Origin of the sequence: Pandoraea sp. SD6-2, from assembly GCF_000389825.1 — a bacterium.
GTDB lineage: Bacteria > Pseudomonadota > Gammaproteobacteria > Burkholderiales > Burkholderiaceae > Pandoraea > Pandoraea communis.
The window spans coordinates 117,610-143,014 of record NZ_KB944456.1 but is presented as its reverse complement, the minus strand read 5'-3'; the positions used below and the strand labels follow the sequence as shown (position 1 = coordinate 143,014).

24 protein-coding genes are annotated in these 25,405 nt (G+C 64.1%); 12 read left to right on the top strand and 12 right to left on the bottom strand.

All coding sequences use genetic code 11. The annotated features are described in order from the left end of the window. Window positions 1–289: 289 nt before the first annotated feature. The 6 genes from C266_RS22725 to C266_RS22700 form a co-directional block, all read right to left on the bottom strand. The gene (locus C266_RS22725; protein ID WP_010807646.1) at window positions 290–2,056 is read right to left on the bottom strand and encodes a ShlB/FhaC/HecB family hemolysin secretion/activation protein; all 1,767 of its coding nucleotides are present in this window, start codon (window positions 2,054–2,056) and stop codon (window positions 290–292) included. A gap of 191 nt (window positions 2,057–2,247) precedes the next feature. Beyond that, window positions 2,248–3,543, bottom strand: a complete 1,296-nt coding sequence (locus C266_RS22720; RefSeq protein WP_010807647.1) for an NAD(P)/FAD-dependent oxidoreductase — start codon at window positions 3,541–3,543, stop codon at window positions 2,248–2,250. Window positions 3,544–3,553: 10 nt separating this feature from the next. Then, the gene (locus C266_RS26440; protein ID WP_051126516.1) at window positions 3,554–3,982 is read right to left on the bottom strand and encodes a hypothetical protein; all 429 of its coding nucleotides are present in this window, start codon (window positions 3,980–3,982) and stop codon (window positions 3,554–3,556) included. A gap of 103 nt (window positions 3,983–4,085) precedes the next feature. Continuing rightward, on the bottom strand, window positions 4,086–4,859 hold the full coding sequence (locus C266_RS22710) for a BON domain-containing protein (RefSeq protein WP_010807649.1): 774 nt from the start codon (window positions 4,857–4,859) through the stop codon (window positions 4,086–4,088). 118 nt (window positions 4,860–4,977) lie between these two features. Continuing rightward, window positions 4,978–5,565 carry a phosphoheptose isomerase gene (locus tag C266_RS22705; protein WP_010807650.1) on the bottom strand — a complete coding sequence of 196 codons (588 nt, stop codon included), beginning with the start codon at window positions 5,563–5,565 and terminating at the stop codon, window positions 4,978–4,980. A 145-nt stretch (window positions 5,566–5,710) separates the two neighbouring features. Further along, window positions 5,711–6,064, bottom strand: a complete 354-nt coding sequence (locus C266_RS22700; RefSeq protein WP_010807651.1) for a YraN family protein — start codon at window positions 6,062–6,064, stop codon at window positions 5,711–5,713. Window positions 6,065–6,159: 95 nt separating this feature from the next. Here C266_RS22700 and rsmI point away from each other — a divergent pair, with 95 nt between their 5' ends. After that, the gene (gene rsmI / locus C266_RS22695; protein WP_010807652.1) at window positions 6,160–7,044 is read left to right on the top strand and encodes a 16S rRNA (cytidine(1402)-2'-O)-methyltransferase; all 885 of its coding nucleotides are present in this window, start codon (window positions 6,160–6,162) and stop codon (window positions 7,042–7,044) included. A gap of 131 nt (window positions 7,045–7,175) precedes the next feature. Here rsmI and C266_RS22690 read toward each other — a convergent pair whose 3' ends face one another. The 4 genes from C266_RS22690 to C266_RS26435 form a co-directional block, all read right to left on the bottom strand. Next, window positions 7,176–7,970 (bottom strand): ABC transporter ATP-binding protein, encoded by a 795-nt coding sequence (locus tag C266_RS22690; protein WP_010807653.1) that lies wholly within the window; start codon window positions 7,968–7,970, stop codon window positions 7,176–7,178. 2 nt (window positions 7,971–7,972) lie between these two features. Further along, a complete protein-coding gene (locus C266_RS22685; RefSeq protein ID WP_010807654.1) occupies window positions 7,973–8,881 on the bottom strand; it encodes an ABC transporter permease in 909 nt (302 codons plus the stop codon). A 229-nt stretch (window positions 8,882–9,110) separates the two neighbouring features. Next, a complete protein-coding gene (locus C266_RS22680; protein ID WP_010807655.1) occupies window positions 9,111–10,097 on the bottom strand; it encodes an ABC transporter substrate-binding protein in 987 nt (328 codons plus the stop codon). Window positions 10,098–10,532: 435 nt separating this feature from the next. Further along, window positions 10,533–11,135, bottom strand: coding sequence for a septal ring lytic transglycosylase RlpA family protein (locus tag C266_RS26435; protein ID WP_010807656.1), 603 nt, complete (start codon window positions 11,133–11,135; stop codon window positions 10,533–10,535). Window positions 11,136–11,396: 261 nt separating this feature from the next. Between C266_RS26435 and C266_RS22670 the strand changes: the two genes are divergently transcribed. Together C266_RS22670 and C266_RS22665 are read left to right on the top strand one after the other, a co-directional pair. Next, window positions 11,397–12,053, top strand: a complete 657-nt coding sequence (locus tag C266_RS22670; RefSeq protein ID WP_010807657.1) for an MBL fold metallo-hydrolase — start codon at window positions 11,397–11,399, stop codon at window positions 12,051–12,053. A gap of 8 nt (window positions 12,054–12,061) precedes the next feature. Beyond that, window positions 12,062–12,808: an exonuclease gene (locus C266_RS22665; RefSeq protein WP_246831217.1), complete on the top strand. Its 747-nt coding sequence runs from the start codon at window positions 12,062–12,064 to the stop codon at window positions 12,806–12,808. Between the two features lie 59 nt (window positions 12,809–12,867). On the opposite strand, the gene arsC is transcribed toward C266_RS22665, so the two are convergent. Then, window positions 12,868–13,224, bottom strand: coding sequence for an arsenate reductase (glutaredoxin) (gene arsC, locus C266_RS22660; RefSeq protein ID WP_010807659.1), 357 nt, complete (start codon window positions 13,222–13,224; stop codon window positions 12,868–12,870). 337 nt (window positions 13,225–13,561) lie between these two features. Here arsC and C266_RS22655 point away from each other — a divergent pair, with 337 nt between their 5' ends. The 5 genes from C266_RS22655 to C266_RS22635 all read left to right on the top strand — a co-directional run bounded on the left by C266_RS22655 (window position 13,562) and on the right by C266_RS22635 (window position 18,473). Continuing rightward, window positions 13,562–14,797 carry a dienelactone hydrolase family protein gene (locus tag C266_RS22655; RefSeq protein ID WP_010807660.1) on the top strand — a complete coding sequence of 412 codons (1,236 nt, stop codon included), beginning with the start codon at window positions 13,562–13,564 and terminating at the stop codon, window positions 14,795–14,797. A gap of 104 nt (window positions 14,798–14,901) precedes the next feature. Continuing rightward, window positions 14,902–15,408: an energy transducer TonB gene (locus tag C266_RS22650; protein ID WP_010807661.1), complete on the top strand. Its 507-nt coding sequence runs from the start codon at window positions 14,902–14,904 to the stop codon at window positions 15,406–15,408. Between the two features lie 57 nt (window positions 15,409–15,465). Continuing rightward, the gene (otnI, locus tag C266_RS22645; protein ID WP_010807662.1) at window positions 15,466–16,254 is read left to right on the top strand and encodes a 2-oxo-tetronate isomerase; all 789 of its coding nucleotides are present in this window, start codon (window positions 15,466–15,468) and stop codon (window positions 16,252–16,254) included. A 618-nt stretch (window positions 16,255–16,872) separates the two neighbouring features. Beyond that, a complete protein-coding gene (locus C266_RS22640) occupies window positions 16,873–17,451 on the top strand; it encodes a CoA-binding protein (RefSeq protein ID WP_010807663.1) in 579 nt (192 codons plus the stop codon). An 83-nt stretch (window positions 17,452–17,534) separates the two neighbouring features. Further along, complete coding sequence (locus C266_RS22635; protein ID WP_010807664.1) at window positions 17,535–18,473, top strand: alpha/beta hydrolase; 939 nt, start codon at window positions 17,535–17,537, stop codon at window positions 18,471–18,473. Between the two features lie 11 nt (window positions 18,474–18,484). Here the strand turns inward: C266_RS22635 and C266_RS22630 are convergent, their stop codons facing one another. Then, on the bottom strand, window positions 18,485–19,312 hold the full coding sequence (locus tag C266_RS22630) for a transporter substrate-binding domain-containing protein (RefSeq protein ID WP_010807665.1): 828 nt from the start codon (window positions 19,310–19,312) through the stop codon (window positions 18,485–18,487). Between the two features lie 241 nt (window positions 19,313–19,553). On the opposite strand from C266_RS22630, the gene hemE reads away from it, so the two are divergent. The 4 genes from hemE (at window position 19,554) to C266_RS22610 (ending at window position 25,290) form a co-directional block, all read left to right on the top strand. Continuing rightward, a complete protein-coding gene (gene hemE, locus C266_RS22625) occupies window positions 19,554–20,624 on the top strand; it encodes a uroporphyrinogen decarboxylase (protein ID WP_010807666.1) in 1,071 nt (356 codons plus the stop codon). Between the two features lie 395 nt (window positions 20,625–21,019). Further along, on the top strand, window positions 21,020–23,500 hold the full coding sequence (locus tag C266_RS22620; RefSeq protein WP_010807667.1) for a primosomal protein N': 2,481 nt from the start codon (window positions 21,020–21,022) through the stop codon (window positions 23,498–23,500). A 129-nt stretch (window positions 23,501–23,629) separates the two neighbouring features. Beyond that, complete coding sequence (locus C266_RS22615; RefSeq protein ID WP_010807668.1) at window positions 23,630–24,943, top strand: molybdopterin-dependent oxidoreductase; 1,314 nt, start codon at window positions 23,630–23,632, stop codon at window positions 24,941–24,943. A gap of 14 nt (window positions 24,944–24,957) precedes the next feature. Further along, window positions 24,958–25,290, top strand: coding sequence for a hypothetical protein (locus C266_RS22610; RefSeq protein ID WP_010807669.1), 333 nt, complete (start codon window positions 24,958–24,960; stop codon window positions 25,288–25,290). Window positions 25,291–25,405 lie beyond the last annotated feature (115 nt).

Below are 25,405 nucleotides of genomic sequence, written 5' to 3'. Positions count from 1 at the left end.
ACTGCAACATATCGGACCCCGATGCAACTCGCCGGGCGGCGCATGTTTCTCGTTCGTCAGCCGCGTTTCCATGTATACCGCTGGATATAGCGCACCACGCCTCATGCGATTGCGCGAAGCGTAACGCCACCCTCGCTGGCGGACGCCGCCATACGGGGGACCTCTTGGCCGATCGCGGCATAAGGGAAAAACCCGATAAGAAAAGTGACGAGGGGCGGCCGTTCGAAGCACCGCATTCAGCGTACCGCGTCCCTTGAAGCGAGCGATGCTGCGAGAAACCCGTCCCGTCTCACTCGAATTGATACGACCAGTTCGCGTTGAAGCGCAGCGGCCGTTTCGGCGAGTTGGTTGGGGCGTCGGCCATCGGTTTGGCCAATGACAGGTCGAGCGAGTAGTACTTGCTGTCGGAGATGCGGACGCCCAGCCCGACGGAGGCGAGTTGATTGTGGAACAACTGACCGGCATTCACATAGACGCGCGCGGTATCGAGCATCAGATACGGCTGGATCGTCTTGAGAAAACGGAAGTCGGTGCGGAACATCCTGTTCAGCTCGATGGACGCTCCCCAGCCTTTGTCTCCGGCGATTTCGCCCGCCGGATACCCGAGACCGAAGCGCTGGCCACCGAACGTCGCCTGCTCGGACGTTGGCAGCGTGTTGCTGCTGTACTGCGCACCGGCCGAGACGATGACGCCGAAGTCCCACGGCAGCACCACACCTTGTTTGCCATCGAGCGTGAAGCGCCAGAAGGCCAGATCGTAGGGGCCGAGTATTTGCGGCAGGCCCGCCGGTTGTGTCGTGTAGGACTGGCTCGCGCCCATCCCGTTGAACCCCTTGAACACGCCCAGTGCGGCGCTGCGCGTTTGCTTGTCGGTGACTTCGTTGTACGCGAGTTGCACTTGCCCGGCGCGTACGTTCGTCTGCGAATTGATGTTGTTCGGCGAATTCGGCACTTCGTAGCGATCGCGTGAGTTCACGCCATACATGCCACCACTGACCGTCAGGCTGCGTTGATTGTTCAGCAGAATCGGGTACGACACGCTCACGGCGACACGTTTGGTATCGAGGTGTCGCGTGAGTCCGGCGAGCGCCTGATCGTCGGGCTGTCCGCGATAGTGCGACGCATCGACACGCGCCTGCAAACCGTCCGAACCCAACGGCTGGATATACGACGCGGCATAGAACTCTTCGTCGTTGTGGCCCTTCGGCGCGATGGCGGTGAGCTGAATCTGTTCGCCGAGCGGCGTGAGCGCGTTACTCGACACCGTGAACACGCCGCGAACGCCGGGGTTGTTATACGAGAGCGACGTGCCCAGCGCCACAGGCTGACGCGACACATCCAGCGAGAGTTCGGTCGCGCCGTCGGTCTGCGTGGGCGGCTGCACGTCGGCCTTGATCTTCATGCCGGGCACGAGCGTGAGCAGATTCAGATAACGCTCGAACGTGGCCCGTTTAAGTGGACGCTCCGCCTCGATATGCGCGGCGATGTCGCGCAGACGTTGTTCCGACGGCCCCGGTTTGCCGGTAATTTTCGTGCTCGAGATATAGCCCTCGACCACGGTCACGCGCACGAAGCCTTCGTTGAAATCCTGCGCCGGAACGAACGCGAAGGACAGCAGATAGCCTGCGTCCTGATACATCTTCGTGACCTGATTGGCCTTCTCGACCAGATCACCGATGGTCACTTCCTTGCCCGCCATCGGCGCGAACAACCCGGCCACCGATTCGAACGACAGCGACTTGACACCTTCGATGCCGAAACGCTGCGGCGTGATCTTGCGGGCGAGCAGCGACTTGAGGGCGTCTTCCTGCGTCGGCGGCTGAATTTGGAAGGAGGCGGCCGGCGCCTTGGGCGCCTCGATCTTCGGAAGACTTTGCAGCGGATCGCCGCGTACGGGGCTGCCATCGGACCAGGCTTGTTGCGTGCTCAGCAGGCTGATGGCTGACAGCGATACGGCAACGAATCGAACGACGACTTTGCGGTCGCGAACAGACTTGATCGAGACGCCACGCCCGATGCGTGACGAAAGACGCGACTCCCCCTGGCGATGCGCCATCCCCACCCCCCTTATTTTTTCGTACGGCCAGTGTAACCGGGAGGCGTGAGGCCCCGTCAACGGGGGAATCCGGGGAGATTCGGCACCGACACAACAACCGGAACATGGGCGTCGGCAGTACGTAGGTTGCGTCGCTTAGAGACTATCCTCCAAACGCATTTCGACGGCAGCGAATGCCACCGGCATCCGCATCAGGCCAGCGTATCCGCCCAGATGCCCTGTGCCCATGCGAGTCCTAGTGCGAACTCGTCTCGCGTGGCGCGTGGCGAAGCGCCGCCCGTGCCCGGCACCGGCAGCATGGTGTGCTGCGCGGCGTCGTAGCGATGAACACTCGCCACGTGCATCGCTTCGGTCGCCGATACGAAGGTGTAGCAAGTATTGCTGTAGAGCGGTTCGGGGTTGACCGGGCGGCCGGACAGCGTCGCCACAATGGCCGCGGCGCAGACTTTGGCGTGCTGGTTGGCCATGTGGCCGGACTTCGGCATTTGCGGCGCGATCTGGATGGCGTCGCCCAGAATATGAACGTCGGGTTGCGCCTTCGAGGCGAGCGTCAGGAAATCGACGTCGCACCACCGGCCGTTGGCTGTTGCCAGTCCGCTCTCTACGGCAATATCGCCTGCCCGCATCGGCGGAATCACGTTCAGCACGTCGGCCCGGATCTCCTCGCCCAGTTCAAAGCGTGCCATTTGCTTTGCGCCGTCGATGGCCACGTCGGTGCAATTGAACTGCGGGTGATACTCGACGATCCCGGCAAATTGGGTGCGCCAGACCTCGTGAAACTGCTCCGCTTCAGCGAGCACCTGATCGTTGGCGTCGAAGATGAGGACCTTCGCGCGAGGCTTGTGCCGCTTGAGCCACGCGGCCGCCTGACACGCGCGCTCGTAGGGAGCGGGCGGGCAGCGAAACGGCGCTTCGGGAATCGTGACGGCGAACACGCCCCCGTCGGGCATCGCTTGCAGACGGGCGTGCAGCGCTGCGCTTTCCCGGGCATCGGTCCACGCTACCGGCAGGGCGTCGCGGATCGCCGGATCGGAGAGCCCGGCAATGGCGTCCCGGCGCAGCGACACACCGGGGGCAACGATCAGCTTGTCGTACGGAAGACGGCCGCCGTCGGCCAGTTGCACCCGTTTGTTTGCCGCGTCGATGGCACTGGCTCGCGTGCGCCGCCAGACGATGCCATGTCGCGCGACGAGCCTGTCGTAGGAGACCGTCAGGTCGCTCACACGCAGATTCCCGCCGACCACGAGATTCGACAACGGTGAAGAGACGAACGCCGGATTCGGTTCGACGAGCGTGACGTCGATCGTATGGCCCGAGAGCAAGCGCAGTGCCTTCGCGGCCGTGGCACCGCCGAACCCGCCGCCGATGACGATCACACGGGCGCGCCCCTTGACCGGTGTCGGCCAGAGCGGCGCTGCCAACGCCGGGGGGGCGCCAGCCCATGCGGTTGCCGAACCCAGACCAAGAAGAAAATCGCGGCGACGCATCGTGTCCGCCTTATCGGGAATTAGGTGCGGACGCAGACGCCGCATCGGCCGCGGGCTGCGCCGCGAAGTACGCCGCGATACGCTGCAATTCGTCGTCGCGATAGCCTTTGAGAAGCTGCGGCATCAACGTGGCAGGACGCCGTGCGTCGCGCATGGCTTGCAACACCGTCATGAGTTCCGCCACCGGGCGGCCTTCCAGCGTCGGCAGCGCCGCCTTGCCAGCGCTCACCGGCGCCGACGCGTTGTGACAACTCATGCACGCCATCGCCCAATCGCGGGCCTGCCAGTCGGGTGGCGACGCCTGCGAGGATATCGGCGCGACGAACACGGGAGACGCCGCACGCACGCCGGAGGCCGGTGCGGCAAACGCCGCGCCCGTGGCGGCGAGCCATGCGGCGGACGTCAGAACGAATGCCGCCGCTATCGTCCGTCTCGTCATCGGGTGACGGAGGCGATAGCGGCGTTTCACTGCTGGGCAGAGGACGGCACGCATGCGCACGGAGGGTGTCCGAGGCTTGGGAGGGGCTCGGAAGAGGCGTGCGTCAGTTACCGGTCCTGGTCGACGGGCCGGGCTTGACGGGGCCCTCGCTGATCGGCGCGGGCGAGGACAGCGGTTTGGCCGTCACCGTATCGTTGCCGATCGGCGTAGTCGTGACCGTGGCGGCATTCGAATCGTCTGCCTGCACCGGCGCCGGGTTCTTCGCAGCCTCGGTCGACAGGCGTTGCGCTTCTTCCGGCTTCACGTATTCGTAGAGCTTGATGACCTTTTGCACACCGTCGATGCGGCTCGCCACATTGGCACCGATACGGCCTTCCTCTTCGGAGACGAGGCCCATCAGATAGACGTCGCCACGCTCGGTGACCACCTTGAAGACGTTGGCCGAAATCTCCTTCGTATTGATCAGGTTGGCCTTCACCTTGCTGGTGATCCAGGCGTCGTTCGAGCGCGAGCCGAGGGAACTCTTCGGTGCGATGGCGATTTCGTCGACGATACCGCGCACGTTATTGATCTGCTTGACGATGTCCACCGCGCGCTGCTTGGTCTTCTCGTCAGGCACTTCGCCGGTCAGCAAGACGCGGCGATTGAAGACGGTCACGTTCACATGCACGGCATCGTCGGTCAGGGTATTGGCGATGTTGGCTTCGGCCTTGACCTGAATTTCGCGGTCTTCCGTTTGCGCGCCGACGGAACGACGGTCGGTGGCGACCAGTGCGCCGGTCGCAGCGCCGCCGAGGAGGATGGGGACGCAGCCGCCCAGGGTTGCAACAATCAACGCTGCCGCAGCAAGCGGCTTAATCACGCGTTGGAAACTCATCGGGCTTTCTCCTTATTGGATAGTCGAACGGGGCGGCCCCCGCCGCACTCAGCCGGCACCGTTCGCCCCCGCGATCCGGTGCCCGTCATGATCTTGACGCCTTACGATGACAATAGGTTCACGCTTCGCCGAAAAGCATCGCGTCGACCAGGTCGCAGAGACAGTGAATCGTCAGCAGGTGAACTTCCTGAATTCGCGCGGTGCGCTCGGCCGGCACGCAGATGTGCACGTCCAGTTCGCCTAGCGCGGCATTGACCTTGCCGCCGCCCTTGCCGGTCAGCGCGATCACATGCATGCCACGCTCGTGCGCAGCGTCGATGGCGGCGAGCACGTTGCTGGAATTGCCCGACGTCGTGATGGCAAGCAGCACGTCGCCCTCCTGGCCGAGTGCGCGCACCTGCTTCGAGAAGATCGCGTCGAAGTTGTAGTCGTTGCCGACGGCCGTGAGGATCGACGAGTCCGTCGTCAGCGCGATGGCCGGCAATTCGGGACGCTCACGCTCGAAGCGGCCGACGAGTTCGGCCGCGAAGTGCTGACAGTCGGCAGCCGAGCCGCCATTACCGCAGGCGAGGATCTTGTTGCCGTTGGACAGCGCTTCGAACATGACGTCCGCTGCGGCGGCGATATATTCCGGCAGCGCGTCGCGCGCCGCCAGCTTGGTCTCGACGCTATCCGTAAAGTGTTGCTGAATTCGTTCGATCGACATGGTCGTTTGCCAGGGTGTCGCAAAAGCGGCCGGCCTCGCCTCGGAGTCCCATGGGGACTCACCTGCGCCGGCCGGCGTTCACAGGCCGTCAGTCTTGAAAACGGCACTTCCGCAAGTGTAACAGGGCCGAGGGGCGCGGGTTTCGTCAGAAATCGTCGGTGCGAAAGGCATCGGGCAGCCAGCACGCCACCGGCGGATGGCCGTCGAACGCCACGACATCGAAGCGGCAACGCGCGGCGGGACGCCGCAACAGATAGTGACGTGCAGCCAGCGCGAGACGACGTCGCTTGGTCCGTGTGATGCTCTCGGCAGCCCCGCCAAAGTCGCTACGCGAGCGCGCGCGCACCTCGACGAATACCAGCACGCCGGCGCGATCCCGCATAATGAGGTCGATTTCGCCGCCGCGACACCGATAGTTGCGTGCGACTAGCCGCCAGCCGCGCCGCTCCAGCAGCGTCTGCGCGCAGCCCTCGAACGATTCTCCAAGCTGATTCGACATGGTTGTTCCGATGTTTGACGTGACCGGCGATGCCGATGTTACCCACGCCCGCCCGCCCCGCGAGGCGGTGCTTTCGTTGGCGGGAGCCCGACGCCATGGATGAGCGCCTGATGTCGCTGGCCGAGGGCCAGCATTACCCGGCAAGCACGCTTTACGTCGTGGCGACCCCGTTGGGCAATACCGCCGACATCACGGTGCGAGCGCTTCACATCCTCGCCATGGTCGACGCCATCGCCTGTGAAGATACGCGTAACAGCGCGCAGTTGCTGCAGCGATACGGCATCGACAAGCCGTTGATTGCGGCCCATCAGCACAACGAGAATGAAGCGGCGACGCGGCTCGTCGAGCGCCTGCGCGGCGGTGAACGCATCGCTTACATTTCGGATGCCGGCACCCCCGGCATCTCGGACCCCGGCGCACGGCTGGTCGACGCGGTGCGTGCCGCCGGCCTCCCGGTGGTGCCGGTACCGGGCGCAAGCGCGGTGATCACGCTGCTCTCGGTGGCCGGAGCGTGGGTAGAGACATTCACCTTCGTGGGATTCCTGCCCTCGAAGGCGCAGCAACGGGCTCAGGCGATTGCCGCGCTTGCGGGATCGACGTCGGCGCAGGTCTTTTACGAGGCGCCGCATCGGATCATGGAGACGGTGGCCGCGCTGGCCGATGGCTTGGGCGGCGAGCGACGCCTGCTGATCGGGCGCGAACTGACCAAGCGCTTCGAAGACATTCACGAGTGCGCACTGAGCGAGGGCGTGGCGTGGTTGAAGGCGGACGCAAACCGTCAGCGCGGCGAGTTCGTACTGGCGGTCTCGGGCGCGATGGCGAGTGCGAGCGAGGACGGCGTGGACGCCGAAGCGCAGCGCATCCTCGCCCTGCTGGTCGCGGAACTGCCGACGAAGAGCGCCGCCAAGCTCGCGGCGGCGATCACCGGCGCGCCCAAGAACGCGCTTTACGAGCGCGCGCTGGCACTGAAGAACGGTTGATTGCCGGGCGCGGGAAGCGGGGTTCGGAGGCGTCAGGAATCGGACGTTTCCGACGACGATTTCTCTGTTTGCCCAAGTGCCGCTAAACAAAAAAACCCGCCGAAGCGGGCTTTTCCATCACATGGCGGCGATCAGCTCAGCAGCAGCGCATCGTCGTCGAGTTGTTCGCCGCGTGTGCGTTCGAACATCTGCAGCAAATCGGGCACATCCAGCCCCTTGCGCTCGTCACCCGACACGTCCAGCACGACCTTGCCCTGATGCAACATCACGGTGCGGTCGCCGTAATCGAGTGCCTGACGCATGCTGTGCGTGACCATCATCGCCGTCAGCTTGCTCTCCTGCACAATGCGCGCCGTCAGCGCCAGCACGAACGAGGCCGTCTTCGGGTCCAGCGCCGCCGTATGCTCGTCGAGCAGCAGAATCCGCGACGGCTGCAACGACGCCATCAACAGACTCACCGCCTGACGCTGCCCCCCCGAGAGCAGCCCGATACGGTCAGAGAGCCGGTTTTCCAGTCCGAGATTGAGCAGGCTCAGCTTCTCGCGGAATCGCTCGCGCAACTCTCGATTCAACGCAAAGCGGAAACCCCGGCGTTCGCCGCGCTTGACCGCCAGCGCCATGTTTTCCTCGATGGTCAACGCCTCGCACGTCCCCGCCATCGGGTCCTGAAACACGCGCGCCACCTGATTCGCACGCTGCCATGCCGTCTTTTTCGTGACGTTGTTTCCGTCGATGGAAATCGTGCCCGAATCCACCGACAGGTCACCGCTGATCGCGTTCAGGAAAGTGGACTTGCCCGCCCCGTTCGAACCGATCACCGTGACGAACTGGCCCGTCGGAATCTCCAGCGACATGCCGCGCAGCGCGCGGTTCTCGATGGGCGTGCCCGGGTTGAAAGTGATCTTGAGGTCTTTTGCGCTCAACATGATCAGGCACCTCCGTTCTTGCGGGCAAACAGCTTCCGGCGCGTCGCGGGCAGCACCAGCGCCACCGCCACGAGCAAGGCCGTCACCAAGTTGAGGTCCTGCGCCTTCAGACCGATGAAGTCACTGTTAAGCGCCAGCGCAATGAAGAAGCGGTACAGCACCGCCCCCACGACCACCGCCAGCGTTGTGAGAATGAGGCGTCGTGCCGGCAAGATCGTCTCGCCGATGATCACCGCCGCCAGACCGATCACGATGGTACCGATCCCCATCGAAATGTCCGCGCCGCCCTGCGACTGCGCGAACAACGCACCCGCGAGCGCCACCAGCGAGTTCGACAGCGCCATGCCCGCCAGAATCTCATGACCGGTGTTCACGCCCTGCGCGCGAGCCATGCGCGGATTCGCGCCTGTCGAGCGCATGGCGAGGCCCTGCTGCGACGAAAAGAAGTAATCGAGACCGAGCTTCACCACGACCACCACGGCCAGCAGAAGCAGCGGACGCAACACGTAGTCCGGCAGCCAGTTCGGGGCATTCTCCGGCAGGATCATCGTGAAGACCGTCGGCGAGGTGATCAGCGGCACGTTGGGTGCGCCCATCACGCGCAGGTTCACCGAGTACAGCGCGATCATCATCAGGATACTGGCGAGCAGATCCATGATCTTCAGCCGCACATTGAGCCAGCCCGTGATGAAGCCCGCCAACGCCCCGGCCGCCATGGCCGCGACGGTCGCCGCGAACGGATTGGTGCCGCCGGCGATGAGTATCGCCGCGACCGCACCGCCCAGCGCGAAGCTGCCGTCGACGGTCAGATCGGGAAAATTGAGGATGCGGAAGGAAATCAGCACCCCGAGCGCCACGAGGCTGAAGATCAGGCCGATCTCCAGTGCGCCCATCATAGAAAAAAGGGACATTTTCGTAATTCCACTGCGCAAGACAGCCCATGCCGGGTCTCGGCATCAGCGCTCGCACGGCCGACGTAGGCCAGTTCGGGTCATCGCCGGTCGTTATGCGACCGCGTCCGGGGGGAGCCGTCCCACCCATTCGATAGGAAAAGAGCGGCGGGGACAGATCGTGTCCGGACGCCGCCCTGTCGCTCGCCGGTGCATCAGGCACTCGCCCGCCGCACCGGTACCACGCGCATTACTGCTTGATAACCGTCTTGGCTTCCTTCACCAGATCGTCCGACAGGGTCACGCCTTGCTTGGCGGCCGCTGCCGTATTGACGAACAGTTCCAGATTCGAGCTGGTCTGCGAAGCGATCGCCCCCGGCTTTTCACCCTTCAGGATACGGCCAACCACCTTGCCAGTCTGACGGCCGAGATCGTAGTAGTTGATGCCCAGCGCCGCAATGGCGCCGCGCTTCACACTGTCGGTATCCGACGCGACGAGCGGGATCTTGCGGTCGTTGGCCACCTTCACCAGCGATTCGTAAGCCGACACCACGTTGTTGTCCGTGTTCGTGTAGATCACGTCGACCTTGCCGGCCAGGCTGCTGGCCGCCGAGCTGATGTCGACGGTACGCGGTGCGGCAGCTTCGACCAGCGTCATGCCGGCGGCAGGCAACAGCTTCTTCAGTTCATTGACGACCACGACCGAGTTCGCTTCGCCCGGGTTGTACACCATGCCCACACGCTTGGCATTCGGCACGACGCGCTTGATCAGGGCAACCTGCTTGTCCAGCGGCAGCTTGTCCGACACACCGGTCACGTTGGTGCCCGACGGCTCCCAGCTCTTGACCAGTTGTGCGGCCACCGGATCGGTCACGCCCGAGAATACCAGCGGCACGGACTTGGTGGCTGCCGCGACCGCCTGTGCCGTCGGCGTGGCGATACCGATGATCACGTCCGGCTTGTCACCCACGAACTTGCGGGCGATCTGTGCAGCCGTACCGACGTTACCCTGCGCGCTCTGATATTCCCACTTGAGGTTCTTACCCACCTCATAGCCTTCCGCCTTGAGTTCGTCGCGTGCACCATCACGGATGGCGTCGAGCGCCGGGTGCTCCACGATGGCAAGTACGGCCACCGACTTCGTCGTTTGCGCGAATGCCGCGCCGGTCGTCCCCAACAACGTTGCGGCCACGGCGCACAGCAAGGTGCGCTTGGCGAGTTTGCCCATTGTCGACATCAAAACTCCTCCAGGAATACTCTTGATAGGTGCGCCGTGCCCGGGTCTCTGCGGGCCTCGTTCGGATGCACACAAAGCGTGCGCCTGCGCGTGGGGCACAGTCTACCCACATCCCCCGCAGCGAACAACGGTTGCCAACGCAACTTCCCCATCACCGCGCAGAACATCGGATTGCGCCCAAGTGCTGGCAGATTGGTGCGGCAATTGGAAAAAAATTAGACGATTCGGTCGCCGGTGAGCGGATGCGCGCACGTTCGTGCGAGGCGTTCAACCAATGAGATGCACCGAAAAACGAAACAATGCGCGTAATTTCGATGACAACGGGCCCTTTTGCACAATAAATATGCAAACAACGTCCCACTTTTTAAGTGGGATTGCGAGGCGAATCCGGGAGGATATTCGGAGATGGGGACGCAAGCCGCGTCTCGGTGCGCGTCAGGGCGCGTTGTTGGTCTCGTCCAGACCGAGGGCGGCGACTTCGCTGCGGGAGAGTCGGCGAATTTCGACCTTGGCGTGCCCGGCGTGAATGAAGTCGAGTTGCTTGGCCGCGCCAAAGGACAGATCGATGATGCGACGGCGAGTGTAGGGACCGCGATCGTTGACTTTGACGACGACGGTCCTGTTATTGGCAACGTTGCGCACCAGCGCGAAGCTCCCCAGCGGCAGGGTCGGATGCGCGGCCGTCGGCTCGTTCATGTCGAAGGCTTCGCCGGTTGCCGTGCGCCGGCCATGAAACTTCTTGCCGTACCACGATGCCATGCCGGTCTGATAGAACGTGCCGGCGTCGGCGCGCAGACGGGCTTCGCCATCGCGTTCCGGTGCGTCGGGGTCGCCGGGATTGAGACCTTCGTTGCGGTAGGCCCGGCCAGGCCAATGCAGATCGAAGCTTGAGCCAACCGGTGCGTTGGCTTCGCGCGCACGGGCGCGATCGCCTGTCGCCGAAGGGGCGGCAGCCGTTTGGCTGGGGTGTTCGAGCGGCGTTGTGCAGGCTGTCAACGTCAGGGCGAGGGCGCAACCAACCGCGAACCGTGTGAGCATGTCGCGTGTTCGCATAGGCCGCAAGTTTAACACGTCGTCAAACTCAACCCATCAGCGAGCGTTCACTTACGTGGTAAGACTTGTTTACAAAGCATTACGCGATTCGACGGTTCATGTCGCCCGGTTACGATTGGAAAATTCCGGCCCCGCCCCAGCGACAAAGGCCGGACACGCGGGCGGCACATCGGTCTTCGGCGGTGCATCGGGCGGCCGCACCCCGGCCCGAATTACAATAGGCAAAAACCGCGTCCCCGATAACTCATGAACGTTACCCTGATTCCTGTCACGCCTTTCCAGCAAAACTGCTCCCTGCTCGTCTGCGATGCGACGAAGCGCGCCGCCGTGGTCGACCCCGGCGGCGATATCGACCGAATCGCTGGCGAGATCGAACGCCAGGGAGTGACGCTTGAGAAGATATTCCTGACGCACGGCCATCTGGACCATTGCGGGGGCGCGGGCGCACTGGCCGCGAAGTACGACGTGCCGATCGAAGGTCCACATCCGGACGATGCCTTCTGGATCGATCAGCTCGAGGCGCAAAGCGCGCGATTCGGGTTTCCCAAGCCCGAACCGTTCACGCCCGACCGCTGGCTGGGTGACGGCGACACCGTCCGGTTCGGCGAGGTCACCCTCGATGTGCTCCATTGCCCGGGGCACACGCCGGGTCACGTGGTGTTCTTCGCGGCAGACGAGCGTCTGGCCTGTGTCGGCGACGTGCTGTTCGCCGGCTCCATCGGCCGCACCGACTTTCCCCGTGGCAACCATGCCGATCTGATCGCCTCGATCTGCAACAAACTCTGGCCGCTCGGCAACGACGTGACGTTTATTCCGGGGCACGGCCCCGTCTCCACGTTCGGACAGGAGCGTCAGACCAACCCGTACGTCGCCGACGCCGTGCTCGCCCGGAGCGCCGTATGAGTGAGGCCATGTCCCGCACACCGTCGCGCATCATTCCCGTCGACGAGGAGATTTTCGTCAGTACCGACGTCGAGGCCGATGGCCCGATCCCCGGCCCGCATTCGATGCTCAGCTTCGCGTCGGCGGCCTACACGGCGGACAAGGAACTGATCGGCACCTTCAGCGCCAACCTCGAATGTCTTCCGGACGCCAAGGGGCATCCGCTGACGATGAAATGGTGGAAGACCGAGCCCGAGGCATGGGCCGCTTGCCGCGTCGATCCGGAAGACCCGGCCAAGGCGCTCAAGGCGTATGTGAAGTGGGTGGAAAAGTTGCCGGGCAAACCGGTGTTCGTCGCCTATCCGGCGGGGTTCGATTTCACGTTCATGTTCTGGTACATGATGCGTTTCGTCGGACGTTGCCCGTTCTCATGGTCGGCACTCGACATCAAGACGCTCGCGTTCGCGATGACCGGCATGCCCTACCGCAAGTGCATCAAGCCACGTCTGCCGCAGGTCTGGCTCGACCCGCTGCCGCACACTCACGTGGCCCTCGACGACGCACTCGAACAAGGCGCCCTCTTCTGCAACATGCTCGCAGAGCTGCGTGACCAGCAGAAGACGTTGTCCGAACTCCCCGGCTGGCGCGGCGCCGGGCTCACGGCCAACGCCGACGCCCCGGTGTTCGGTTCTGCCGCTGCGGCAGCCCTGGCCGAAGTGGCAGACGCCGAGTCGCCGGACACCGGCCCCGGCAAAGACAGCACGGCCCACGGCTGAACCCCGCCGGCCACTGGCAAGCGCGACGTGTAACGCGTCGCGCTTGCGATGCCGGCCGCTTATAGAACGTTGTTCGCCAACTCGGGCGGACGCGCAATCACCGCCTTGTCGCCATTGACCACGATGGGGCGCTGCAACAGCTTCGGATGCTTCGCCACGGCGGCGAGCAATGCGTCGTCGGTCAGCCCCGTATCGGCCAGCCCCAGTTCCGCATACTCGGTTTCGTTGCTGCGGATCATCTCGCGCACGGGCACACCCAGCAACTTGTGCAGACGCTTGAGTTCGGCAAGCGTCGGCGGCGTCTTCAAGTACTCGATGATTTGCAGATCGCTGCCGCCCACGGCAGAAGAGCCCTCCACGAGAGCCAGCGCTTCGCGCGACTTCGAGCAGCGCGGGTTGTGATACACGGTAATCATGGTCACTCCATTGCGTACAAAATGCGTCCGGCGCGATATCGTTGTTCACGCCTCGAACGTGCGCTCCGAGTATGCATGGTATCGTCGTATGCCGCTACCCACGGACCTCTGCGGTAGCATCGGTGGCATCTCCCCAGCTTCACCCCAGCCTCACCCTATTAACTTCACGCATCGTCCGACGTACGCTCCGCAGGGCGCTAGCTGCCGGGTTCCCGGTGCGGCTTTTTACGTGCAGCTTTCTACGTGTTAACCGCGCTGCGCGCGCCGCATGGGTCGCCTAAGATTGGCAGAGAACGCACTGGGTGTCGCACGATCCGGTTCTTCAGGAGAAAGTGACATGGCAGGACGCTTCATCAGCATCAAGTCGCGCGACGGCAAAACCTTCCAGGCCTATCTGGCATGCCCCCAAGGGGCGGGCAAGGGTCCGGGACTGGTGCTGTGTCAGGAGATATTCGGCGTGAACGCTTACATACGCGAGCTTGCCGACCGATATGCCGAAGAGGGCTACGTCGTGCTGGCGCCCGATCTGTTCTGGCGTATCGAGCCGGGCATCGAATTGGGCTATTCGCCCGGCGATTGGCAGCGGGCGTTTGCCCTGTTCCAGAGTTTCGATATCGATCTGGGGATGGAAGATGTCGGCGCGAGTGTCGACGCGTTGCGCGCCTTGCCCGAGTGTGCCGGCGGTGTCGGTGTCGTCGGCTACTGCCTCGGCGGCAAGCTGGCAGCCCTGTCCGTCACGCGCACGAGCGCAGACGTGGCCATCAGCTACTACGGCGTGGGGCTTGAGCAGCACGTCGACGAACTCGCCGGTGAGCACCCGCCGCTCGTGCTGCACATTGCCGAACTCGACAAATATGCCCCTGCCGAAGTGCGCGAAACGCTTGCCGCGCGGCTGGGCGGGCATGCCGACGTCACGCTCTACACCTATCCCGACGCGGACCACGCCTTCGCGCGCCCCGGCGATCACTTCGATCGCGCGGCTACGCAACTGGCGCATCAGCGCACGATCGGCGCCTTGCGCCGTGCCGTCGGTCCGCACTACGACTTCGCGTCGCTCTGGGAGACGCATTGCGCTTACGAATTCGCCATCCGCGAAATCGATCCCCTGATGAAGACCATGGTCGACGAGCCATACGTGAATCACATCCCGACGATGACAGGCGGCGTGGGCCATCAACAACTGGCGCACTTTTACCGGAACCACTTCGTCAACAGCAATCCGCCCGACACCCGGCTGATACCGATTTCGCGCACGATCGGCGCGACGCAGCTCGTCGACGAATTGCTGTTCTGCTTTACGCATACGACGCCGGTCGACTGGATGCTGCCGGGGGTGGAACCCACCGGGCGCCGCGTCGAGATTCCGTTGGTCGCTATCGTGCGATTCCGTGGCGGCAAGCTCGAGCACGAGCATATCTATTGGGATCAGGCCAGCGTGCTGGTGCAGATCGGCCTGCTCGACGCAACGGGACTGCCGGTGGCGGGCGTCGAGACGGCGCGCAAGTTGCAGGACGAGAATCTGCCGTCCAATACCCTGATGCCGAACTGGTCGTTCGATACCCGGGCGCACTGAGCGCGGCGGTGGTTTACCCGTCACGCGGCGTCAGTTGCCGCGTGACGGGCGTAAGGACGTGGATCACAAGTACAGAGTGTCGCGAACGCTGCGGGAGACCGCTCATGAATACGCAACTTTCCCGGTGCCAGCGGGCACCGTACGCCGCCACGCGGCTCGCCGTCATCGCCTGTGTTCTGGCGGTTGCCGGTTGCGCCAATCCGGATTTCGAGCCCAAAAAGCCGCTCGTCCTCAACCTGATGTCCGGTCAGGCGCCGGCCTCGTCGCTGGATCTGTACAAGATCGCGGCGGCGCAGCGGGTCAGCGAAGTCAACGCGCGGGAGATCACGCCGGGTAATCCACAGCCGATGTTGCGCTCGGTGGTGTCGCTCGAGTATTGGGTGGACCGCAGCGGGAACGTCACGAGCGTGGCGCTCTACCGCAGCAACGGCGATCTCGAGGCAGAGCGCATTGCCATGGCGAGCCTGCGACGGGCCAGCCCGTTACCGGCGCCCAGCCGGGCGCTGGTCGACAGCAGCGGACGCGTACGCGCGGTCGAGACGTGGCTCTTCAACAACGACGGCCGCTTTCAGTTGCGCAGCGTGGCAGCGCCTCAGATCGACGGGCAATGATATTGTGACGGCCATAGGCCCACCCTGCCCGGCCCGCTTTGGGCGACGGAGATGCTCATGCCGCGATTTGCCGCGAATCTGACCCTGCTGTATCAGGAAGTACCGTTTCTGGACCGCTTTCGCGAAGCGGCGAGCGATGGATTCCGAGGCGTGGAATTCCTGTTCCCATACGACCATCCCGCACAGGCCATCCGTGCACGTCTGGACGAGGCGGGGCTCACGCAGGTGCTGTTCAATACCCCCGCCGGCGACTGGGCGAGCGGCGAGCGCGGGCTCGCCGCGCTGCCGGCACGCGAAGCGCAATTTCGCGACGGCCTCGAACTCGCGCTCGACTACGCCGACACGCTAGGTTGCCGTCAGTTGCATGTGATGGCAGGGTGTCCGGACGGCGCGGCGTCGCTTGAGCGCTGCCGCGCCGTGTATCTGGACAACCTCGCCTATGCCGCCGGACAGGCCGCCGCACACGGCGTCACGATCTTGATCGAACCGATCAATCCGCGCGACTTCCCCCGTTACTTCCTCACCCGTCAGGCTCAGGCGCAGGCCATTCTTCAGGACGTGGGCGCGAGCAATCTGAAGGTGCAGTTCGACGCGTATCACTGCCAGATCGTCGAAGGCGATCTGGCGATGAAGCTGCGTCAGCACATTGCCAACATTGCGCACGTACAGGTGGCGGGCGTGCCCGCGCGTCACGAGCCGGACACCGGGGAAGTCAACTATCCGTTTCTGTTCCGTCTTCTCGACGAATTGGGCTACGCGGGATGGATCGGGTGCGAATACCGGCCGCAAGGTGCCACGCGCGACGGGCTTGGCTGGCTCAAGCCGTGGCTCAGAGCCACCCGGTAGCCGGTTGCTTCTCATCGCCGGCAATCCCGACACTCGACCGGCATTGCACGCATCGACAATTTACGCAGGCGTGAATCGATTTCCGAAAATGAATCGGATGGCGAAGCAATGCAGGGGAATGTCAGCGAAAGGCTGAGGAAAGATGTAGGTCGATGCGGGTAAAAAAAATGGCGGGACACTTAGGCCCGCCAAAACCACACGCTACGGGGTTAGCGCGAGGAGACCAGATTCGGAGCACTGCATCGAATTTCGTTGCATATTGCGCCGGGGGACGCCTTCTGCCGATACAGTCGCGCTACTGTGTTACCGGGGGATAAGCACATCAGCGTTGAGATGCATTGTGGTGGAAACGTATGGTGCGAGGGGTAACAAAGTGTTTCAGGATGTAACACCTAGAGCGTCATCTCCTCTTCGAAAGCGTCGCAGCGCCTTACTCGGCAAGGACTTCGCAAACAACAGAGAAAGCGCGATTTAGTTCGCCATCCTGATTAACTCGTCGAATGAAGTATCGACGACGCATGACATGAGGACACGCCGATTCATCGGCACACGCATCCAGGTGCATTTCACGGCCGATTCCTCAATGTGCTAACTTCATTCTTTGTGCGTGGCAACAAAGTGGGCATCCGCGATACGCGGCGTGCCATCTTCGCGAACCGGCGGCGCACCGAGAGCAAGGATTTCGTCCAACGACAGCACCGGCCCGAACAAGGCCGCACCCGCATGGAAACCATTGAACGTCTGGCGCAGATACTGGCGCGCGATCGCGTAATCGGCGTCGTAGGCCTGTCGCCGCGGCCCGATCGGCCGAGCTACACCACGTCTCGTTATATGCAGCAGCAGGGATACCGGATCGTGCCGGTCAACCCGCAGGCAGCGGACTCCGGCGAGAAAATTCTGGGCGAAACCGTCTACGCAAGCCTGACGGACGCCGCCGAGGCGCTGCGCGCCGAAGGTGTTCGGATCCAGATGGTCGACTGCTTCCGCCGCAGCGGTGACATTCCGCCTATCGCGGAAGAAGCGGTGGCCATCGGCGCGAACAGTTTATGGATGCAGTTGGGCATCGAGAACGACGAGGCGGCCGCAGTCGCCTTGGCGGCGGGGCTCGACGTCGTGATGGACCGCTGCGTCAAGATCGAACACCAGCGCTGGCAGATGCGGGGAGATCACGCCTCCAGACAAACGAGCCGCCGCTGAGTCGGTCGCGCCCATCAGCCGTTTCCGAAAATGAGTCGAACCCCTTTGTCCTTCAAACGCCTTCACGCCAATCGCCTGCTGACATGACCATCGACGCCGATCTACTCGCCTACTACGACCAAATGGCGCGCAAGTACCCCGCTTCCACCGACGCCGGCACGCCTAGCGCGCAAGAAGCGCGGGCCCAGTTCGCCACCGTTGCCGGCGAAGCTTTGCGCCCGCTGCCGGCCGGGCTGCGTAGCGAGACCTTCGAGATTCCGCTGCCGGGCCGCAATCTGCGAGCCCGGCTGTATCGTCCCATCGGCCGCGAAGTGCCGCTTGTCGTGTACTTCCACGGTGGCGGCTGGGTGGTTGGTGACGTCGACACGCACGGGACGCTGGCCGCGTTCCTCGCGCAGGACGGCGACGTGGCAGTGTTGAGCATCGACTACCGGTTGGCGCCCGAGCATCCGTTCCCGACGCCGGTCGACGACGCCCGCGAAGCGCTGGCGTGGGCGGCGGCGCAACGTGTACAGCTGGGTGTGAGCGCCGGCCATCTGGCGGTCGCCGGCGACAGCGCCGGGGGTCATCTCGCGGCGCAGGCCGCCGCATGGCTCAACGATCAGCATCCGGGCATCGTGGATGCACAATTGCTGATCTACCCGGTGGTGCAGTACCGGTTCGACACCCCGAGTTACGAGCGTCTGGCGAACGGTGTTGGCCTGACGCGGGATGAAATGCGTTGGTATTGGCGCGAATTCCTGGGTGGCGCGGAACCGTCGGCTGACGATGTGCGCGTCAATCTGACGGCGCAAGCCCCGCGTCATCCGTTGCCGAACGCGTTGGTGATTGCGGCCGAATACGACCCATTGCATGACGAAGCCGTGTCGTACGCGCAGTTCGTGGCGCGATCGGGCGGCCGGGCGGAGATCATCGAAGCGCCCGGCCTGACGCACAGCTTCGCGAGGTTACAGCCGTTCGTCCCGCAAGCGAGACTGATCATGCACGACGCGGCGCAGCGTCTGCGCGACTGGCTGGGTTGAAGCCTGCGCGGTTACTTGAGCCACTTGTCCACAACAGCCTGATACTCCCCGGTCTTCTGCGAGAGGTTGAGCCACTGGTCGACGTATTGCTTGAAGATGTCGTCGCCGCGCGGAATCAGATAGGCCTTCTCGCCGAACTGAAGCGGCTTGTCGGGGTTCACCGGGCAGAGCGACGGGATGAGCTTGTGCTGCAACAGGGTTTCGGACGTGTCCGTGACCATCACGTCGGCACGGCCGTCGGCGATCTGCTGGAAGATCGTGACGTTATCGGGATGAATCGTGAGCGTGGCCTTGGGCAGGTACTGACGGGCGAAGCGTTCGTTCGTCCCCCCCGGATTGGCGATGGCGCGCGTGCTGGGCTGATTCAGATCGGCGAGCGTCTGGTACTTCGCGACATCGGCGCAGCGCACGATCGGCGATTTGCCGTCGACCATCACCACGCTGCTGTAATAGGCCCGTGCCGCACGGTCGAGCGTGACCGAGATGCCGCCCACCGCGATGTCGCACTTGCCGGCGGTGAAGTCGTCCATCAGCCCTTTCCACGTCGTGGGGACAATCACCGGCTTCACGCCAAGCGATTTCGCCAGCGAAGCGACCAGATCCACGTCGATACCCTCGAACTGGCCGTCCGGGCGGCGGTACGTGTAAGGCTTGTAGTCGCCCGTCGCGCAGGCACGCAGTGTGCCCGACTTCACGATGTCGTCGAGCCGGGAATGCACGGCGGGGACGGTGGAGGCGGCGGGACTGACGGCGACGGCCGATTGAGCGATAGCGGTGGACGCAGCGAGCGCCGCCCCCGCCATGAGGGCCGCGCGGGCGGCCGTCATCATGACTGTCATGCTTGTCTCCTGAATATTGACGTTATGAGGCACGAATTTCCCGAGTTGTCTCACGCAGCTCGTGGGGCTCAATACTAATGACTCGCTCGCCCGACGCCAACCCGTTCGCCACAAACGCACGCACCGTGCCGCGACGCCGCCAAGGCCCTGACATGCGGCATAACCGCCCGCAAAGCGACCGGCCTCTGGATACCCGAGTAAAATGGCCGCTTGCCCAAATTACCCAACCCACCGCCGCGACGTGTCCCAAGCTCTGCAAAACGATACTTTCCTGCGCGCCCTGCTGCGCCAGCCGACCGAGTACACGCCGATCTGGCTGATGCGCCAGGCGGGCCGGTACCTGCCCGAATACAACGCCACCCGCGCCAAGGCCGGTAGCTTCCTGGCGCTTGCCAAGAACCCCGCCTACGCCACCGAGGTCACGCTTCAACCGCTTGAGCGCTTTCCACTGGACGCCGCCATCCTGTTTTCGGACATCCTCACCATTCCCGATGCGATGGGCCTCGGCCTGTCGTTCGAAGCTGGCGAAGGGCCTCGCTTTGCGCATCCGCTGCGCACCGAAGATGACGTGCGCCGCTTGCAGGCACCGGACCTCGACAGCCTGCGCTACGTCTTCGACGCCGTGACCGAGATCCGCCGCGCCCTGAACGGACGCGTGCCGCTGATCGGTTTCTCGGGCAGCCCGTGGACACTGGCGTGCTACATGGTCGAGGGTGCGGGGTCGGCTGACTTCCGTACCGTCAAGACGATGATGTACGAGCGGCCCGATCTGATGACGCACATCCTCGAGACCAACGCCCGTGCCGTCGCCGCTTATCTCAATGCGCAGATCGAAGCGGGCGCGCAGGCCATCATGGTGTTCGACACCTGGGGCGGCGCGCTGGCCGACGGCCTCTACCAGCGGTTCTCGCTCGCCTACATGCAAAAGGCGCTCGCCGGCGTGCATCGCGAATGGAACGGCGCACGGATTCCGCACATCGTCTTTACCAAGGGCGGCGGACAGTGGCTCGAAGCCATTGCCGACACCGGCCCGGACGCGATCGGCCTGGACTGGACTGTCGATCTCGCCGCCGCGCGCCGCCGCGTGGGCGAGCGTTGTGCACTGCAAGGCAACTTCGATCCGACCGCGCTCTTCGCATCGCCCGACGCCATTCGCGCAGAAGTGCGCCGCCTGCTCGACGCGTATGGCAATGCGCCGGGCCATGTCTTCAATCTGGGCCACGGGATTTCGCAGTTCACCCAGCCCGAACACGTCGCGGCACTCGTCGACGAAGTGCACAGCTACAGCCGGAAGCTGCGCCAGACGGCGTAATCGGTCACGCTCGCAAGCGGCGGTGCGGGTTCGCGGCGCATTTCGCCCGGCAAACCCGACCGCCGTTTCACGTTGGGAATGTCAAGGGAAACCCTGTTGAATAACCCCTCCAATTTGCGGAGTTGTCCCGAAGACTTATGCACAAATTCTCGCTGCGCCGCCGCAAGTGAGAGTCGACGGGAGCGTACCGTCGACGCTATTCATAAGCTATTGATCGAAAAGCCTTTTTAATTCTTACGAAGTCCAAGCATTACACGGCGTGAGGGCCACGCAGCATGGCTGACGAGCGATAATCCCCACAGTTCTCAACATAGTTATCCACAAGCGTTTTGCACCCACCGGAAAGCCGACTCAAATCCGGGGTTTAGCGAAACTTCTCAGGATTCACTTTAAGTTTGTCCCACGTCAACGACCTATCCGAACCGTCTCCTGCATCGACCGGCGATGCACTGTCTCCGGGCGCCTCATTGCGCACCGGCACGCCGGTTATCGCCCGTGTGGCGCTGGATACGCCCCTTCTGACGCTGTTCGACTACCGGCTCGATCAGGCCGCGAGCCTGGGTCAATTGGTGCAGGTGCCGTTCGGACGGCGACAGGTCGTAGGCGTTGTCTGGGAATTGACGCAGCGCAGCGAAGTGGACCCGGCAAAGCTGCGTGACGTGACGTCCGTCTGGCACGAATTGCCCCCGCTGGGTGACGACTGGCGCGACCTGATGCAGTTTGCGGCTCGCTACTATCAGCGCGGCGTCGGCGAGGTGGCGCTGCCCGCCGTGCCGGGTCATCTGCGCACGCCCATGCGCTGGCCACGGCTCCTCGCCCAGCGCGGCGTGCAGCGGTACCGGATTGCCGATGGCGCGCTGACGACGCTCATGGACAACGTGCCCGCCCGGCTGCGCGCGCAACGCCGGCTGGCCGAGGGTCTCGCGCAAGCGGGCACGCTCGATGCCGACGAGGCCAAGGCACTTTGCTCGAAAGCCGCCGACGTGCTCAAACAATGGGCCGCCGCCGGATGGGTGGTCGTTGAAACCGTACCGTTCCATGAAGCGATACGCGATGTCGCCGATATGGACGATGCGCACGACGCCGGCGTCATGGATGAGGATTCGATCGCAGGCCAAACCGATGCAGGCGCCGGCGTCGATCCCATCGCCGAAGACACCCCCGGCGCCGCCAAGACACTCACCGCCGGACAGGCCGATGCCGTGGCGGCCATTCACGATGCCCTTGAAACGGCAGGCGCCCAACGCCTCGATCACGCCCCCCTGAAGGGCGACGGCGAAGCGGGCGACGCCCCCGCCTGCGCGCCGTTCCTGCTCTACGGTGTGACCGGCAGCGGCAAGACGGAAGTCTATTTGCGCGCAGTCGCCGAGGCGCTTCGCCAGCCCGACGCGCAAGTGCTCGTCCTCGTGCCTGAAATCAATCTGACGCCGCAGCTCGAAGGTGTCTTCCGCAAGCGATTCCCCGACGAGACACTTGTCACCCTGCACAGCGCACTGGCCGAAGGCGAGCGTGCCCGGCACTGGTTGGCGGCGCATCGCGGCGAAGCTCGCGTCGTGCTCGGCACCCGGCTCGCGGTGATGGCGTCGCTGCCGCATTTGCGTCTGATTGTCGTCGACGAAGAGCACGACCCCTCGTATAAGCAACAGGAAGGGCTGCGCTATTCGGCGCGCGACCTCGCCATCTGGCGCGCGAACCGGTTGCGCATTCCCGTCGTGCTCGGCTCCGCCACGCCGTCGCTCGATAGCTGGCGACGGGCCGAACAGGGTCGCTACGTGCGCCTCGCGATGCCCGAGCGCGCCACGCCCGACGCCGTGCTGCCGCGTGTCTCGCTCATCGACATGGAGATCGAGCGCAAGCGTCAGCGCACGGTGCACGAAGGGTTGTCGCAACCCCTGCTCGCGGCCATTCGCGCGCGGTTCGAAGCGGGCGAGCAAAGCCTGCTGTTCCTGAACCGTCGCGGCTACGCCCCGGTGCTCAACTGCGACGCCTGCGGCTGGATCAGCGACTGTCGCCGATGCAGCGCGCACATGGTGCTGCACAAGCCCGAACGGCGGCTGCGCTGCCATCACTGCGGCGCCGAGTCGCGCATTCCGCATGCGTGCCCCGACTGCGGCAATCAGGATCTCGCGCCGCTGGGGCGCGGCACACAGCGCATCGAAGAAGCGCTGGCCGAACATTTCCCCGACGCGCGTCTCTCGCGCATCGACGCCGACAGCACACGCCGCAAAGGCAGCGCCCAGGCGCTGTTCGCGCAGGTGCACGCGGGGGAAATCGATATCCTGATCGGCACGCAAATGGTCGCCAAGGGCCACGACTTCCGTAACGTCACGCTCGTGGGCGTGGTCAACGCCGACAGTGCCCTGTTCTCGCACGACTTCCGGGCGGCCGAACGTCTCTTCGCACAACTGATGCAGGTGGCCGGCCGCGCGGGCCGCGCAGCCCGCGCCGATGGCCCCGGCGACGTGCTGATCCAGACGCGCTACGCATCGCACCCGTTGTTCGCCTCGCTCATGCGCCACGACTACGCGGGCTTCGCGGCGCAGCAGTTGGAGGAACGCCGCGTCGCCCTGCTGCCGCCATACACACATCAGGCGCTGCTGCGCGCCGAGGCACGACGCCTCGACGACGCCATGACGTTCCTGAAGCAAGCCCGCGAAATTGCCGCCGCCCCCCCGCTCAACGACCCGCGCATTTCCCTGTGGGACCCCGTGCCGATGACCATGGTCCGCATCGCCGGCACCGACCGCGCGCAGCTCGTGGTCGAGAGTCCGCATCGCGGCGCCCTGCAACGCTTCCTCACGCACTGGATGGGCGAGCTGCGCGCGCTCAAAGCCCCCGTGCGCTGGCATCTCGAAGTCGATCCGCTCGAAATATAAATCGGTATATAGCGTTCCGTAAATTTGACAACATCACCGGAATCTCCGACGATGCGAGCATCAGTCGAACGCCGTACGTCGCACGATTCACGTCATCCGCAAGATAAGAAGTCCTATAGGAGACATCCGATGAAGTCGCACGACCGGAGCGCCGCCCCCACGGCGCCAGACCTCGCCATACCGTCCCTCCCGCTATCCGAATCTCCGCTGGCCGAAGCCTCGCGCCGCCGCTTCCTGCGACGTGCCGGCGCGCTAGGTGTCGGAGCCAGTCTCGCCGGACGCGCACTCGACGTACTCGCCGCCACAGCCGCACCGCAGACAGTCACGTTGCCATTTGCGAATGGCGAGCGCGAACTCGTTGCGTATCCGCAGAAGCGGCCACTGATCCGGTTGACGGCACGGCCACCGCAACTGGAAACGCCCTTCGACGTCTTCAACGACGGACTGATTACGCCGAACGATGCGTTCTTCGTGCGCTATCACCTCGCGGGCATTCCGACCGACATCGATCCGGCGAAACACCGCATTCGCGTGAGCGGTAGCGTCGCCAAGCCGCTCGACATCTCGCTCGCGTCGCTCAAGAAGGACTTTGGTGCGCCGGTGGAAATCGTGGCGGTGCATCAGTGTTCGGGCAACAGCCGCGGCTTCTTCGAACCGCGCGTCGGCGGCGGGCAGCTCGCCAACGGCGCGATGGGCAACGCACGCTGGCGCGGCATTCCGCTCAAGCGGATTCTCGAGCGCGCGGGCGTTTCGGCCAGTGCGAAGCAAGTCACGTTCGAGGGTCTCGACCGGCCGATCGTGCCGGCGACGCCCGAGTTCGTGAAAGCGCTCGACCTCGATCACGCGATGGACGGCGAAGTGATGGTCGCGTTCGCCATGAACGGCCAGGATCTGCCGATGCTCAACGGCTTTCCGGTGCGGCTGGTCGTGCCGGGCTACTACGGCACGTACTGGGTGAAGCATCTGGCGGACATCAACGTCATCGACAAAGTGTTCGACGGCTTCTGGATGGCCACGGCGTACCGCATTCCCGACAACGACTGCAATTGCGTCGCACCCGGCAAAGCGCCCGAAAAAACGAAGCCGATCGAACGCTTCACCGTGCGCTCGTTCGTCACCAGCCACGCCGACGGCCAGCGCGTGACGGCGGGCCGGGCGACCCGTGTGCGCGGCATCGCGTTCGACGGTGGCGAAGGCATTCGCGACGTGCAGTTCTCCGCCGACGGCGGCCAGACCTGGCAGGCCGCGCGGCTTGGCACCGAGTTGTCGAAGTATTCGTTCCGTGAGTGGACGGCGTCTTTCACGCCGCCGCAGCCCGGCGAGTACGCATTGAAGGTCAGGGCGACGAATCGCGCAGGGGTCTCGCAACCGCTGCAATCGCTGTGGAATCCGGCCGGCTATCTGCGCAACGGGGTGGAAACCGTGCGTGTGATCGCGGCATGAGACGGGGGACGATCATGAACGTTTCGAAGTTCGCGAGCGGCACAGCCGCACTGTTCGCGCTGGCCGGCACACTCGCCGTCGCCCCCGCCCATGCGCTCGAGATCAAGCTGCCGCAGGAGACATCGCAACTGAAGGCCTCCACCCTCGCCGGCCATCAGGCGGCCAACGCATGGTGCGTGATGTGCCACTCCGTCGACTACGTCAACAGCCAGCCGCCGATGCCCGCCGCTTTCTGGCATGCGGAAGTCACGAAGATGGTGAAGGTCTACGGTGCGCCGATTCCCGAAGATCAGGTCAAACTGATCTCCGAGTATCTGGGAACTGCGTACGGCAACGATTCGAAGTGACACTCGCCGGGCGTGCTCTGCACGGCACAAGGTGCAACCCAAATATTGACTCTGGTTGCACCTCTTTTGAAACCCGGTTACGATGCCGCAATTCACCCGCTATGGGTATCACGTT